Annotated in this window: 15 protein-coding genes and 1 pseudogene; 13 read left to right on the top strand and 3 right to left on the bottom strand. The window is 41.6% G+C overall.

The window, feature by feature from the left end; genetic code table 11:
* The first annotated feature begins 89 nt into the window (after window positions 1-89).
* Window positions 90-491 (top strand): GIY-YIG nuclease family protein, encoded by a 402-nt coding sequence (locus tag LDO37_RS25895; RefSeq protein WP_185829773.1) that lies wholly within the window; start codon window positions 90-92, stop codon window positions 489-491.
* 153 nt (window positions 492-644) lie between these two features.
* A complete protein-coding gene (locus LDO37_RS25890) occupies window positions 645-1,214 on the top strand; it encodes a hypothetical protein (protein WP_126607347.1) in 570 nt (189 codons plus the stop codon).
* A gap of 22 nt (window positions 1,215-1,236) precedes the next feature.
* Here LDO37_RS25890 and LDO37_RS25885 read toward each other — a convergent pair whose 3' ends face one another.
* On the bottom strand, window positions 1,237-2,193 hold the full coding sequence (locus LDO37_RS25885) for an IS110 family RNA-guided transposase (protein ID WP_224056071.1): 957 nt from the start codon (window positions 2,191-2,193) through the stop codon (window positions 1,237-1,239).
* A 275-nt stretch (window positions 2,194-2,468) separates the two neighbouring features.
* On the opposite strand from LDO37_RS25885, the gene LDO37_RS25880 reads away from it, so the two are divergent.
* The 10 genes from LDO37_RS25880 to LDO37_RS25830 all read left to right on the top strand — a co-directional run bounded on the left by LDO37_RS25880 (window position 2,469) and on the right by LDO37_RS25830 (window position 11,361).
* A complete protein-coding gene (locus LDO37_RS25880; protein ID WP_224055567.1) occupies window positions 2,469-3,215 on the top strand; it encodes a hypothetical protein in 747 nt (248 codons plus the stop codon).
* Between the two features lie 1,016 nt (window positions 3,216-4,231).
* Window positions 4,232-4,570: a hypothetical protein gene (locus tag LDO37_RS25875; protein WP_126606840.1), complete on the top strand. Its 339-nt coding sequence runs from the start codon at window positions 4,232-4,234 to the stop codon at window positions 4,568-4,570.
* A 154-nt stretch (window positions 4,571-4,724) separates the two neighbouring features.
* Entirely contained in the window at window positions 4,725-5,216 is a 492-nt protein-coding gene (locus LDO37_RS25870; protein WP_126606841.1) for a hypothetical protein, read from the top strand.
* A 569-nt stretch (window positions 5,217-5,785) separates the two neighbouring features.
* The gene (locus LDO37_RS25865) at window positions 5,786-6,265 is read left to right on the top strand and encodes a hypothetical protein (protein WP_224055565.1); all 480 of its coding nucleotides are present in this window, start codon (window positions 5,786-5,788) and stop codon (window positions 6,263-6,265) included.
* A gap of 59 nt (window positions 6,266-6,324) precedes the next feature.
* Window positions 6,325-7,436 (top strand): IS3 family transposase gene (locus LDO37_RS25860; RefSeq protein WP_224055501.1). Its coding sequence is split into 2 segments (ribosomal slippage): window positions 6,325-6,577 and window positions 6,577-7,436, totalling 1,113 coding nucleotides; the frame shifts between segments, so codons are not numbered across the junction.
* A 42-nt stretch (window positions 7,437-7,478) separates the two neighbouring features.
* Window positions 7,479-7,955, top strand: coding sequence for a hypothetical protein (locus LDO37_RS25855; RefSeq protein ID WP_224055564.1), 477 nt, complete (start codon window positions 7,479-7,481; stop codon window positions 7,953-7,955).
* A 652-nt stretch (window positions 7,956-8,607) separates the two neighbouring features.
* Entirely contained in the window at window positions 8,608-8,928 is a 321-nt protein-coding gene (locus tag LDO37_RS25845) for a GFA family protein (RefSeq protein ID WP_126608698.1), read from the top strand.
* Window positions 8,929-9,096: 168 nt separating this feature from the next.
* Window positions 9,097-9,702, top strand: a complete 606-nt coding sequence (locus LDO37_RS25840; protein WP_126608697.1) for a DUF6680 family protein — start codon at window positions 9,097-9,099, stop codon at window positions 9,700-9,702.
* 137 nt (window positions 9,703-9,839) lie between these two features.
* Window positions 9,840-10,286 (top strand): SMI1/KNR4 family protein, encoded by a 447-nt coding sequence (locus LDO37_RS25835; protein ID WP_126608696.1) that lies wholly within the window; start codon window positions 9,840-9,842, stop codon window positions 10,284-10,286.
* A gap of 733 nt (window positions 10,287-11,019) precedes the next feature.
* Window positions 11,020-11,361 (top strand): hypothetical protein, encoded by a 342-nt coding sequence (locus LDO37_RS25830; protein WP_126610338.1) that lies wholly within the window; start codon window positions 11,020-11,022, stop codon window positions 11,359-11,361.
* Between the two features lie 667 nt (window positions 11,362-12,028).
* Here LDO37_RS25830 and LDO37_RS25825 read toward each other — a convergent pair.
* Window positions 12,029-13,182 (bottom strand): IS3 family transposase gene (locus LDO37_RS25825; RefSeq protein WP_224055256.1). Its coding sequence is split into 2 segments (ribosomal slippage): window positions 12,029-12,936 and window positions 12,936-13,182, totalling 1,155 coding nucleotides; the frame shifts between segments, so codons are not numbered across the junction.
* Between the two features lie 36 nt (window positions 13,183-13,218).
* Between LDO37_RS25825 and LDO37_RS25820 the strand changes: the two genes are divergently transcribed.
* The gene (locus LDO37_RS25820; protein ID WP_224055563.1) at window positions 13,219-13,587 is read left to right on the top strand and encodes a hypothetical protein; all 369 of its coding nucleotides are present in this window, start codon (window positions 13,219-13,221) and stop codon (window positions 13,585-13,587) included.
* Window positions 13,588-13,630: 43 nt separating this feature from the next.
* On the opposite strand, the pseudogene LDO37_RS25815 reads toward LDO37_RS25820, so the two are convergent.
* A pseudogene (locus LDO37_RS25815) lies at window positions 13,631-14,588 on the bottom strand (IS110 family transposase).
* Window positions 14,589-14,923 lie beyond the last annotated feature (335 nt).

Here is a 14,923-nt window from a genome sequence, read left to right as displayed (position 1 = left end):
GTGTTTAAGGTGGTATGCGGGAACTTCAGTATTGCGTTGCTCACACCTTAACAGGGCGTTATGTACTGTGTGGAAATCGGGAGCTATATATGTTTAGTAATCCATTTGTGTATTTCATTCAAGGAGAGTGTACTGGTCTAATAAAGATCGGAAAAACAATGACTTTGATTGAACAAAGGCTAAAACAATTACAAACAGGCTCTCCAGACAAACTCAATTTCTTGGGAGGTTATTTGGGTGAGCTATCAGAAAATGATATCCATACTCAATTTCAAGAATATCGGCTACACGGAGAATGGTTTAGGGCTAGCGAGTCACTCAAGGAGTTTATCTCTAAAAATTGCATACATGATGCTCAAGCACTTCATTATGCTGTCAGTGAAATTGAAAACGGGAATATGACTGTGAATGAAGCCATGGCTCTGAAAACCAAAGGGTTACTAGGGAAACATAGTGAACTTATGGTAAAACTGTTTAGCGATGCTCTATAGACCGTACATAACAAACGCTTCAAGCCGACCGCCAACGCGTGGCATTTTTGGTTTGCAGTAATAATAGTGTTTAAGGCGCAATGCGGTAACCGTTGTATTGCGTTGGCAGCGGCTTAATCGGGCGTTATGAGTTTTTTCAAACTAGGAGTATGTGTGGACAAAGAAACTTTAACATTGGTAGTAAGCATAATTGGTGCATCGGCATGGCTTGCACCATATGTGTACGAAAAAATGAAAAAGTCGAAATTGGTCGGAAAAGTTATTTCATGCATAAGCATTGATGATATGACAATGACCGACAATCAAACAGGGCAAGTGGTGTCGGCAGGCGTTTTCTATTTGTATAAATTGAGTATTTCCTCGCTTGGTAGTAATTTTCACCCCAAAGACGTAATTATTTCAGTTAAATATAAGGATGGTGCACATCTTACGGGTAAGATTTTTGTACCAAGAAACATAAATAGCAACTTTAATGGTGTTGCTCACAGAATTTCACCACCAAGAGAGCTGCTGTTTCCTAACGTTTGTGTATTTCAAAAAGATACGGCGCAACATGTCTATATGCCATTCGTTGTTGATAGAGCAACTAAAGAATTGGTAAATGCGGTTAGTTTTAAGTTTGTAGACTTTTCAGGGCATGAGTCAGTAATTGAAATTGATTTCAGTAAAATTGACTCTGGGCAATTGATGTACGAAGAAATCATCGAGCCAGTAAACACATAACAAACGACTATGGCGTCAATAGTTAATTTTTAGATATATTTTCATCCCACATGGCGCCATCTCTTAGCATTGAGTTTAAGATGACAACCATCTTACGAACGCAGGCGATGATAGCGACTTTCTTTGGTTTTCCTGATTGAACGAGGCGGGTATAAGTCGCTTTGAAAACAGGGTTACACTGCATAGCAGACATCATCGCCATATACAGAACAGTTCGAACTTGCGCTCTTCCTCCTTGAATCACTCGCTTGCCTTTGTAGCGCCCACTTTCTCGAGTAATGGGTGCAACACCAATGAGTGAAGCGGCTTGTTTGTTGGTGATGTAACCCAGCTCGGGAACGTTGCTGATGATGGATGCAGCGGCAATGTTTCCAATACCAGGAACACTTTGCAGGATGTCGTTTTTGGTCTGATAGTCTGGACACGATTCGATGAGTTTAACCAGCTTATCCTCGATGTTTGAAATCTGTTTTTTCATGGCAGTCAGCACTGGCTTGATGGTCGAATGTAGAGATTTGGGCAATACCTGAATTCGATTCTTCTCCATTGTTTGCATAGAGAGTAGCTGATTGCGACGTATGACTAAGTCACTCATCAGTCGAATGTTTTCTGCCTTTATGATGGAGATTTCGAGTATGATAGCTTCTGCGTAATAAGCGATAAGCTCAGCATCTAATCGGTCGTTTTTAGCTCTTCGACCAATGGCTCCAGCGAAGCGTTTAACGTGAATAGGGTTGGCGCGGACAATCGGTAATTGAGCTTCGGCACATGCTAGGACAAAAGGCATTTCTAGTCGTCCGGTTGCTTCAATGACGATACGTTCAGGTGAATGTTTTTTTATCGTTTTGATGGCGTCTTTGATGCCTTTGTCGTCGTTTGACACAGCGAAAAAGAGATTAAGTGGTCGTATAAAAATATCGAGTTGCGTCTTGCCAGTATCAACGCCGATATTAATGTTTTGAAGTGTATTGGTATTCATAATAAGCTAACTCTTGCTTGCGAAATGCGGGTTCGAGACCCAGTCGACTATCCGAGGTTTGTGCTTGGAGTCCTATGGGGTGTTCATGTTTGTTATCGGTCTCTCGACAGAGGAGCCTAGCTTCAATCGAACTACCCCATAGAAAGCTTTAGTTGCAGCTAAAGCCTGGGTCTCACATTACCCGAATTCAGGAAAGATTATCCATACAAAAGCTTCAAGCCGACAAACAACGCGTGGCATTTTTGGTTTGCGGTGATTTAGGTGTTTAAGGCGTAATGCAACGGCTTGTTTTGTGCGTTGTCTGCGGTTTAAGCTGGCGTTATGTGCTGTCGATGGAGGTGAATTTAGAAGGTATGAAAAAATATATTTTTTGTTTGTTGCTCATACTCATAGTTGCTCTTAGTGCCTACCTGTCGTTCGGTGTCTATCGGAACTCATATCTCTCAACAAATATTGAAAATGGTAGCTATTATTCATGCTTGAATGATTCCACGATAAAAAAATACAGTATTGACCTGTGGAATCAAACTGAGATTTTTGATATCCGGTTTGTCGCTTCAGGTAATACTCATTGCTTTGCTCCAAAGTTCCCATCAATTGAGGTTTCTTTCTCAAAAGTTACACACTGGCTACATATTGTGGAAACATCGGGTGATGTACAGTTTTCTGGTAAACATGCGTCCTTAGGTAACTTTGGACCAAACTGGGTTTTTGTTGATGTTGTCAGCCAAGAGAAACGTGATAGCAGTAATCCATTTTATAGTGTGGGGGAGGTTTTTCGAGACAATCCTGGTTGGACTTCGGCTCCTCATATAACATTAACTTGGAATGGAAAATTGTTTGGACTATCTGAAATTGAAGGGGTGTTCTATCCAGTGGGAGGGGTATCTTGGGGTTTTAACTTACAGAGTTGGTCTTTAACTCCAGAAGCTATTCCCCCTAAATTACTCCATAAAAGTGCTTGGTTTGAGGTAGTGGAAGCACTTAATGATGAGTATCCAAACTATGTATTCAGTATCTAATAAGCTACGCACATAACAAAAGCTTCAAACCGACAAACAACGCGTGGCACTTTTGGTTTGCAGGGGTTTTAGTGTTTAAGGCGTCATGCAGTGGCTTGTTTAGTGCGTTGTCTGCGGTTTAAGCTGGCGTTATAGCGCTTTGATAATTAAAGAGTTGTAAGGCTCTCGAAAATTGCTGGCTTCAGTGTTTTAGAATTTGATTCCTCAACCAGCATCAAGGTGGAAAAGTCGTCGAAATCCAAGTTGCTGTAAGCTTTCAAAATCAATTCGGTTCGTTGAATTTTGAAGCTTTGCTCTCGGCTCGTTTCCCTAAATTCTCGACTGAATCGGTGTTTTGGGTTTTGTGGTCTGGTTGCAGAAGGTTTTGTTGGCTAAGATACTGTTCATTGAATGCAAGCTAAGTGCTTCATTGCCAAGTGAGTTTTTTGTTTGTATCGCTCTAACAAACAGTTCAAGCAGACCAAAAACGCGTGGCATTTTTAGTTTGCGGTGAGTTTTGTGTTTAGGGTAGCTTGCAGAAACCGCATTTGTACGTTTTTGGCTACTTAACTGGGCGTTATAGCGCTTTAATAATTCAACGGTTGTAAGGTTCTTGAAAGTTGCTGGCTTTGGTGTTTCTGAATTCGATTTCTCAGCCAGAGTCAAGGTGGTAAAGCCATCGCAAGCCAAGTCGATGTAGGTTTTTCAAAATCATTCTGGTTCACCGAATTTTGAAGCCTTACTCTCGGGTCGTTTTCTTAAATTCTCGACAGGGTTGGTGTTATAAGTTCTGTGGTCTGGTTGCAGAAGGATTTGTTGGTTAGGATGGCGTTTATCAAATGCAGATTAAATGCTTCGTTGCCAAGCGATCTTGTTACTTGTTGCCCTACAACAAACGCTTCAAGCGGACTGCCAACGCGTGGCATTTTTGGTTTGCGGTGATTTTAGTGATTAAGGTGTTATGCGTTCACTTTCGTAGTGCATTGGCAGCGGCTTAAGCGGGTGTTAGGGTCAAAATATCAAAAAAGGAGCTTATTGTGATTAAATGTATACTTCGAGCAATAGTCTTGGTGGCGTGTAGTGTTCCTGCCATTTCATATGCCGCTTCAATGGGACCAGGTGTCCCCACGCGATTAACACCAGAAGGTAATGTGTTGCATGTTCATATGGACGGGGCACCTAAGTCAGGGCTACCAAGTTGCGCTAGACGAGTGTATATAGATCTCACCACGGAAGCAGGTCGTGCTCATGCTTCTGTAGCTATTGCCGCTTTTATGGGTGGAAAAAAAGTAACTTTTATTCTTGCCGATAACATAGGGCATTGTAACTGGGGGAGCTCAGTACCTCATGAAAAACATTTCTACGTAGACAATTAACCTCGAACCCTAACAAACAATTCAAACAGACCAAAAACGCATGGCATTTTTAGTTTGCGTTGAGTTTTGTGTTTAGGGTAGTTTGCAGAAGCGGCATTTGTACGTTTTTGGCAGTTTAATTGGGCGTTATATTTTTAACAGGGATGGTGGAATTATGAAAAAGCTGGTTTCTTACGGTGTTCCGCTGATTGCAGGCCTGCTTGTATGTTTTCTATACTCAACTGTTTATCATTCTGAGTGGTATACCAAGTCTGCTGCCCTAGCTATAATCACTTTGCTTCAAACCTTTCACGTCGAGCACTTGATCGCACAACTTCCATTTCCGGAAGCTAGTCTAGTACTTGATTTAGTTCGTGCTGTAGTCTTAAGTTTACTATTTACAGCTCTATTAGTGTTGCTAACTGTAAAGCTAAAAATACTAGCTCATAACTCTCAACTTATTACTCTTGGTGTGCTATTAGCTTATATTACTGAGTTAGTATCGCCGATAATTATTTTAACGTTCTTGAAGCAGGGGGTATTAGAATCATTGCAAGAATTGAATTTAACACTATTTGAGCGGCTTCCAGTTACAGTAGCATCTTGGTATTTACCACTTGTAGTTTTAGTACTTTTTTCAATGATGGTGGTAAGAATAAAAACATAACAATTGTTCAAGCAGACAGCTAACGTTTGGCAATTTTGGTTTGGTTGGGTTTAGTGATTACGGCGGCTTTGTTTGAGTGTAGTTGTAGTTAGCTGCTACTTAACAAGGCGTTATAGCGCTTTGATAATTTAAGGGTTGTAAGGAATTCGAATGTTGCTGGCTTCAGTATTTTTGAGTTCGCTTTCTCAACCAGCATCAAAGTGGAAAAGTCGTCGCAATCCAAGTTGCTGCAAACTTTCAAAATCAATTTGGTTTGCTGAATTTTGAAGCTTTGCTCTCGGTTCGCTTCCCTAAATTCTCGACTGAATCGGTGTTTTGGTTTCTGTGGTCTGGTTGCAGTAAGTTTTGTTGGCTAAGATACTGTTCATTGATTGCAAGCTAAGTGCTTCATTGCCAAGCGAGTTTTCTGTTTGTATCGCTCTAACAAACAGTTCAAGCAGACCAAAAACGCGTGGCATTTTTAGTTTGCGTTGGGTTTAATGGTTAGGGTAGTTTGCAGAAACAGCATTTGTACGTTTTTGGCTACTTAACTGGGCGTTAACCCTATTTATTAGAATTAGGAGTAAATTTTGGCTAGGAAATTAATAATTTTTGGGAATGGGTTAGGAATGTCATTAGATCCTGCTCATTTTTCTTTAACCGCTGCTTTGGAAGATATCTGGGAACGTGAAGATTTCTTAACTTTAGAACAGCAGCAACTAATAGAGCGTTGCCTTGGTCGCTCTGGAGCGCCTCAAGGAGAAGATGAACTAGATTTACTTCATCAAGCAATAACGCATTGTAAATCTCTAAACTCAATCGGTGACGGTGATATTCACTGGCTTACGGAAGATGGTCAGTCATTTCCAGAAATAACTGCTACTTATATTCATAAGGTAGCGACCAAACTTCATAACTATAATGGTACGTTGCCTCAAGCCTTTGAGGACGCATTAGTTAACTTTATTCGGGAAACCAAGTCGCATGTTGCAACATTGAATTATGACAAGCTTTTGTACAATTCGTTTATCGATAATGATTTAGTAGATGGCTATGTAATCATCCCCTAAACTAGGGACATTTAGAATTAGAGTTCTTCGGTTTAAACTAAACCAAATGGAGAACACTGATGAAAAAATCACGCTATACAGAAACGCAAATCGTCAAGATTCTGAAAGAAGTTGAGGCTGGCAGGTTGGTCAAAGAGGTCTGCCGAGAGTATGGCATATCAGATGCCACTTACTACAACTGGAAGTCCAAGTACGGCGGCATGGAAGCCTCAGACGTGAAGCGACTGAAGGAGCTTGAGGATGAAAACCGACGCCTGAAGCAAATGTTTGCTGAACTGAGCCTCGACCATAAAATCCTTAAGGATATCGTCGAAAAAAAGCTGTAAAGCCCACGATTCGGCGAGAGTGGGTGGATTACGTCAATAATTGTCACTGTGTGAGTCTGCGTAGGGCTTGTCGTTTAGTCGGCATCAGTGACTCGGTCTATCGGTATCGACCAGATAAGCACCGAGATACCCCTGTGATTGCCGCCTTGCAAGAAGCCGTTGAACGTTATCCTGCATATGGTTTTGGCATGTTATTCAAAGTGCTTAAGCGATGGGGGTATCGCTGGAACCACAAACGAGTGCATCGACTCTACTGCGAACTGAAGTTGAATAAGCGCCGTCGTGGAAAGAAGCGGCTACCAACAAGAGAGCCTGCCCCTCTCTGTGTGCCAGAAACGTTCAATCAATGTTGGTCAATGGATTTCATGAGCGATTCACTGATGTGTGGTAGACGCTTCAGGACGTTCAATGTTATCGATGACTTTAACCGTGAAGTGCTGGCCATTGAAATTGACTTGAATCTTCCCGCTCAAAGAGTTGTTCGCGTGTTGGAACGCATCGTCGCCTGGCGAGGTTATCCGAGTCAGTTACGTATGGATAACGGTCCAGAGTTTATCTCAACGGCTTTAGCTGAATGGGCGGAACAACATGACATACAACTCGAATTCATACAGCCAGGCAAGCCCACACAAAACTCGTTTGTTGAAAGGTTCAACCGGACCTATCGAGATGAAATACTCAACATGTATGTGTTCAGAACGTTAAAAGAGGTACGTGAGCTAACAGAAAACTGGGTTCGAGAATACAACGATGAACGTCCCCACAGCTCGCTGGGTGACCTGACCCCTTGGGAATATCTTGCTAAGTTGAAATTGCCGGAAGACTCTAATTTAGGGTGTCACTAAAAAAGGGATGTTTACAGCTATAACGGTAGCCTTATCGATGGAATGCTTGGTCGTGGGTTTTCAGCAGATGCTTTAGAGCGGAGGTTCGAAAATAACTTTGGTTATTACTTGCACCTCCACGGCTCACCTTTGTTTATGGAGGATGGTGGTAATATTGTTAAATTATCGAGAGACAGTCTTCATTTAGGGCGAGATATACCAAGCAAACATATTGTGCTAACTCATGTAAAACATAAACCTTCAGTTATCGCTGCGTCTCATGCCCTTTCTACATATTGGGATTATCTTCAATTTGCTTTATCCGAGGCAGAGGAAATCATTCTCTTTGGATATTCAGGGTTTGATACACATTTAAATATGCTACTAAAACCTTACTTACAAAGTACTCCCTTACGAGTAGTTGAATGGTCAGGTGCTGGAGAGCAAGCCGATCGTGAAACTTATTGGAGTCGTTGTTTAGGGAGAGCTGTGGTGGTTGAGCGCCTAGACAATATATCTGACTTTGTGGCTTGGCAGTAAGCATAGGGTTAACAAACTGTTTAAGAGTGATTCGCAACGCGTGGCATTTTTACTATGCGTTGCGTTTAGTGTTTAAGGTGGTTTGCGGTAGCTTCGGTATTGCGTTGCTCACACCTTAACAGGGCGTTATGAAGCATCTAGAAAAATCCAGTAAAATTAGGGGCTAAGGTTCAAAGTTTACTTTTCTTTTCATCATGATTTGAATTTTTCCTAATTGAAAATCGGCATGTTCCTTTGGTGAAATGCCGCTTGGGTTTCATCAAAAGGCAAATCGGCTGTTTGGTTATTTTTGCCAAATTGGTTTTTTCTAGCAGCCATTTGCTGCGCCATTACTTTTGTGGGGCGGCAGGGCGTCGATAAACTCAATACTTGGTGGGTGTTTTAAGTCAACTCGTGGTGGGTTTATCGTGTAGCTGCCAACATTTTGTGAATTGGCTCTGCGTCTCAACCTTCTGTATTTGCTGAAATTCTGAGGTTGCCGTAAAGTCCGTTCATAACAAACAATTCAAACAGACCAAAAACGTGTGGCACTTTTAGTTTGCGTTGAGTTTGGTGTTTAAGGTGATATGCGGAAACGGCGTTTGTCCGTTTTTGGCAGTTTAATTGGGCGTTATAGCCCCTCTGAGGCAAATTATAAGGATATGGTGCAGTTGTGAATAACGAATACTCTTTTAAAGCCTCTTGTCACTGTGGTGCAGTACAAATTGAATTTCAAAGTAAAAGTGGGGAACTGGAACAATACGGGTGCTCCTGTTCAATTTGTACTATTCGAAACTCAAAAATGACGCCTGTTCCGTTAGCGCTTCTTCAAGTTAAATCTGGTTTGAACAATTTAACTCTTTATCAGTTTCACACGATGACGGCGAAACACTACTTTTGTAAAACCTGTGGCATTTACACTCATCATCAAAGGCGCTCTCGACCTGACCAATATGCAGTGAATGTTGCGTGTATACATGGGGTAGGTAAGTAGAACAACGTCATGCACGGGGCTCTAACAAATTGTTCAAGCAGACAGCTAACAGTCGGCGATTTTGGTTTGGCTGGGTTTAGTGGTTACGGTGGCTTTGTTTAGGCGTGGTGGTAGTTAGCTGCTACTTAACAAGGCGTTATGTTTATCGAGGAAAGTATGGAATTAAACATGGAAATCAAAGATTGGATTACAATTGGAGCGGTTATTATCGGTCCAGTATTGGCAGTCCAAGCTCAGAAGATAATTGAAAATATAACAGAACGAAAAAGAAGAAAACTTCAATTGTTCCACACTCTGATGGAAACGCGTGCAACGAGATTATCGGGAGCTCATGTTTCTGCTCTAAATATGATAGATCTTGATTTCTACGGGAAATCTGTTTTTGGGAAACGTTGGCAGTCCGAAGCTGATAAAAAAGTTACGAATGCTTGGAAAATATATAACGATCATTTAAATAATAGCGTTCCTGATGAAAGACTCGATGCGTGGATTGAACGGAGTAATGATTTATTTACAAGCCTTCTTTACGCTATGGCTCAATCATTAGGTTATGACTTCGATGAAGTCCAGCTTAAAAGAGATTGCTATAGTCCTATTGCGCATGGGCGCGTCGAAAATGAACAGACTAAAGTCCGTGAAGGCGTGTTAGCTATTTTAGAAGGCAAGCGTTCGTTACCAATGCACATAACCTATTTACCTCCATACCATCCAATAGACCCGGTTGTTCAACCTGAAGTAACAGGTAACGAAAAGGTAGAACCGGTGGAAAAATAAACATAACAAATTGCTCAAGTAGACAGCTAACGATCGGCGATTTTGGTTTGGTTGAGTTTAGTGATTACGTGGCTTTGCTTGAGTGTTGTGTTCGTTAGCTGCAACTTAGCAAGGCGTTAAGTCATAAGGGTAACATAATGATTTTTGAAGATTCTCATACTTCAATAAGCGAAGTTGATTTGCACTCGGTGGAAGAAAATATTGGGTTTGAATTGCCGGTGGAATATAAATCTTTTTTGCTTAAACACAATGGTGGCAGGCCAATCTTAGATGGCGTACGACACGAAAATCAGCATTTTGATTACGTAGGCTATTTTTATGCTATTCGAGGGGAAACATACCATGATGATCTTCTACGTCAAATAAGTGAGCAAAAGGGAATGATTCCTGAAGGTTATCTTCCAATAGCGGAAAGTCCTGGAGGGGACGTGTTCTGTATATCATTAAAGGAACCAACCAAGGGAGCAGTTTTTCACTGGGACCATGAAGAAGCTAACTATGATGGTGAACCTTGGGAACATAATATGACTAATTTATCCCCATCATTTTCAGTGTTTTTAGATTCTCTGTGTGTTGGTGAGTAATCGACTTAACAAATTGTTCAAGCTGACAGCTAACCTGTGGCATTTTTGGTTCGGTTTGAGTTTGGTGATTACGGTGGCTTTGCTTGAGTGTCGTGGCAGTTAGCTGCAACTTAACAAAGCGTTATGAAGCATCTAGAAAAATCCAGTAAAATTAAGGGTTAATGTTCCTTATTCGTATTTGATGTTTTCGTTGTTTTGAAATGATCTCAGCCTGCAAATCCGTTGTGTTTCTTTGCCGAAATGCCGCATTAGTTTCATCGAAAGGCAAATCGGCTGTTTGGGTATTTTTGCCAAGTGATTTTTTCCAGCAGCCATTTGCTGCACCGTGGTTTTTGTGGGGCGGCAGGGCATCGAAAACCTCTAGACTTGGCGGGTGTTTTAAGTAAATCCGTGGTGGGTCTTTCGTGTAGCTGCCAGCATTCTGTGAAATGGCTCTGTGTCTCAACCTTATGTATTTGCTGGAAGTTTGAGGGTGCCGTAAAGTCCGTTCATAACAAACAATTCAAACAGACCAAAAACGCGTGGCATTTTTAGTTTGCGTTGAGTTTAGTGTTTAAGGTGGTATACGGAAACGACATTTGTACGTTTTTGGCAGTTTAATTGGGCGTTATGTGGTGGATGCTACACTATCAAGTTGTATTGCGATTTACATAAAAAGTAGAAAAGAAAGAAACTGAGGGAAATTAAATCAAGTTTCTCTAATGCATGTTACTTTTAATATGAGGACAAATAAATGTTAAAAAAAATTTGTACAGTGATGGCAGTTGTGTTTTCTATCAATATTTCTGCCGCTAATATCAGTGGTACTTCGACAATTTCAAAATTGTATACATATGGAGAAAATACAAAACATAACAATCGAATAGTAATTGTCGTAGATAGTCCGTCCGCTGGGTGTGATGATGGTTATTGGTTAGATTCTAGTGATAATTTGGGTAATAAAAACATTGCAGCATTTTTGCTTTCTGCATTTCATGCAAATTCAAAGGTATATTTTGCTGCTTATACAGATCAACTGTGGACTGGCTCAAGCGGAAAATTTTGTAAAATCCATTCTGTTGGATTGGAGAGGTAAACATAACAAACTGCTAAAGACGGACTGTCAACCTTTGGCATTTTTGGTTCAAATTGGGTATTGTGTTTACGGTGATTATTTTGAGTTTTGTGGTTGAGTTGTCAGCCACTTAGCAGAGCGTTATAGCGCTTTGATAATTTAAGGGTTGTAAGGTTGTCGAAAGTTGCTGGTCTCAGTGTTTTTGAGTTCGATTCCTCAACCAGCATCAAGGCGGAAAAGTCGTCGCAATCCAAGTTGCTGCAAGCTTTCAAAATCAATTCGGTTCGCTGAATTTTGTAGTTTTGCCCTAGGCTCGTTTCCCTAAATTCTCGACTGAATCGGTGTTTTGGGTTCTGTGGTCTGGTTGCAGAAGGTTTTGTTGGTTAAGATGGTGTTCATTGAATGCAAGCTAAGTGCTTCATTGCCAAGCGAGTTTTTTGTTTGTATCGCTCTAACAAAAGCTTCAAACCGACAAACAACGCGTGGCATTTTTAGTTTGCGGTGATTTTAGTGTTTAAGGCGTCATGCAGCGGCTTGTTTTGTGCGTTGTCTGCGGTTTAAGCTGGCGTTAGGTTTCTTGTCAGCATTAGGAGGTCAATTTGGTTATTCGTTTGATGATGAAAGAAGATTTGCCGAGTACGGCTTTAGTTCATAAGTTTGATCTGCTCCAGCAAGACTGGACACTTCATTAAGCGACATTTTGCTGTTCAAAGTTAACTGGGCTTAGATACCCAAGAGCACTGTGCCTTCTCATCCGATTATAATCAACCTCAATGTACTCGAAGACCGTTTGGCGCATCTCATTTCTTGTCATGATCGGTTCGTATTGGATCGCCTCGACTTTCATAGAATGGAAGAAGCTCTCAACACACGCATTATCCCAACAGTTTCCTTTTCTACTCATACTTTGTTTTAGGTTATAAGCACTTATTATGTCCCTATAGTCTTTTGAGCAATACTGGCTACCTCGATCACTATGGACAGTAACATGCTCAGGGAACCCTCGACGGAACAGAGCCATTGATAATGCATCGCAGACCAGAGTTGCCGTCATCCTCGTATCCATTGACCAACCGATCACTTGTCGTGAGTAAAGGTCGATGATGACAGCCAGATACAACCAGCCTTCGCTCGTGGCAAGATACGTGATATCTCCCGCCCATTTTTGATTCGGAGCCGTTGCGTTAAAGTCTTGAGCTAGCAAGTTCGGCGCTACGGGCATCTTATGCTTGCTATCCGTCGTACATTTAAACTTGCGTGCCGCTTTCGGCGTTAAATCCTGACGCTTCATACTGGCGGCAATGGTTTTAACATTACGGCTATCCCCATTCTCAGCTAGCTCTTTCTGGATGCGCCTTGAGCCATCACGCCCCTTACTATTGTCAAAAGCTTTTTTGACTTTTTCATCAAGCTTTTGGCGTATTGCCTCACGCTGGATGGCCTTGTGGCGATGCTTAATCCAGTAATAGAACCCACTTCGTGAAACTTCGAACACCTTAGCCATGCGGACCACATTGAAACACAGAAGGTGTTCTAGCATAAATTCATAGCAATCTACTTTAGATTTTTCGCGAAGTAGGTGGCGGCCTTTTTTACGATATCTAGCTCTTCAGCTTGCTCAGCCAATTGCCTTTTGAGCTTGGCGACTTCGGCAGCGAGATCTCTTTCACGCTGACTGGTACTGGTGTCTTTTTTAATTGCCTTACGCCAACCGTAGATCTGGGATTCATGCAACCCGAGCTGCCTCGCTGCCGCAGCAACTCCCACTTTCTCTGATAGCTTCAAAGCTTCTGCCTTAAATTCAGGGGAATGTTTAATTCTAGTTTTTTTGTTAGTTGTCATTGTTCACCTCGTTAGTGATTGTACTCACTTAACTTGGTGTCCAAAACTGCTGGGGCGGATCATGACGATTTATATTGGAATATTTGGAATAAGGATGGTTTAAAGTTTAATGAACACCCTAAAGACTCCCATTATGAGTTTATCATTCATTGCGTAGGCGATGAGAAAGACGAGGCATCGGTGAAACTGAGGGGAATTTATGCTGATTGGGCAGATACTGACGATGTATTTACTCCTTTTATAAAGCTTTCTCACGAAGCTCTAGCTGCGGCACTTAAAACAGAAGTTGTCAAAAACAAGCTAATTAGTATTTTGCATGAAAATTCTAGTTTTAAAGCTGTTAATTATAATGATGTCATTCATGTAGAAGATCCTGATGGGGAATTTAAGTTTAATTTCATGTAATCCATTGGTAAAAGCAGCTAACAAACGACTATGGCGTCAATAGTTAATTTTTAGATATATTTTCATCCCACATGGCGCCATCTCTTAGCATTGAGTTTAAGATGACAACCATCTTACGAACGCAGGCGATGATAGCGACTTTCTTTGGTTTTCCTGATTGAACGAGGCGGGTATAAGTCGCTTTGAAAACAGGGTTACACTGCATAGCAGACATCATCGCCATATACAGAACAGTTCGAACTTGCGCTCTTCCTCCTTGAATCACTCGCTTGCCTTTGTAGCGCCCACTTTCTCGAGTAATGGGTGCAACACCAATGAGTGAAGCGGCTTGTTTGTTGGTGATGTAACCCAGCTCGGGAACGTTGCTGATGATGGATGCAGCGGCAATGTTTCCAATACCAGGAACACTTTGCAGGATGTCGTTTTTGGTCTGATAGTCTGGACACGATTCGATGAGTTTAACCAGCTTATCCTCGATGTTTGAAATCTGTTTTTTCATGGCAGTCAGCACTGGCTTGATGGTCGAATGTAGAGATTTGGGCAATACCTGAATTCGATTCTTCTCCATTGTTTGCATAGAGAGTAGCTGATTGCGACGTATGACTAAGTCACTCATCAGTCGAATGTTTTCTGCCTTTATGATGGAGATTTCGAGTACTGATAGCTTCTGCGTAATAAGCGATAAGCTCAGCATCTAATCGGTCGTTTTTAGCTCTTCGACCAATGGCTCCAGCGAAGCGTTTAACGTGAATAGGGTTGGCGCGGACAATCGGTAATTGAGCTTCGGCACATGCTAGGACAAAAGGCATTTCTAGTCGTCCGGTTGCTTCAATGACGATACGTTCAGGTGAATGTTTTTTTATCGTTTTGATGGCGTCTTTGATGCCTTTGTCGTCGTTTGACACAGCGAAAAAGAGATTAAGTGGTCGTATAAAAATATCGAGTTGCGTCTTGCCAGTATCAACGCCGATATTAATGTTTTGAAGTGTATTGGTATTCATAATAAGCTAACTCTTGCTTGCGAAATGCGGGTTCGAGACCCAGTCGACTATCCGAGGTTTGTGCTTGGAGTCCTATGGGGTGTTCATGTTTGTTATCGGTCTCTCGACAGAGGAGCCTAGCTTCAATCGAACTACCCCATAGAAAGCTTTAGTTGCAGCTAAAGCCTGGGTCTCACATTACCCGAATTCAGGAAAGATTATCCATACAAAAGCTTCAAACCGACAAACAACGCGTGGCATTTTTAGTTTGCGGTGAATTAAGTGTTTAAGGTGTAATGCAGCGGCTTGCTTAGTGCGTTGTCTGCGGTTTAAGCTGGCGTTATAGCACAAAATCA

Origin of the sequence: Vibrio penaeicida, from assembly GCF_019977755.1 — a bacterium.
Lineage (GTDB): Bacteria > Pseudomonadota > Gammaproteobacteria > Enterobacterales > Vibrionaceae > Vibrio > Vibrio penaeicida.
This window is presented reverse-complemented; position numbering and strand designations above follow the sequence as displayed.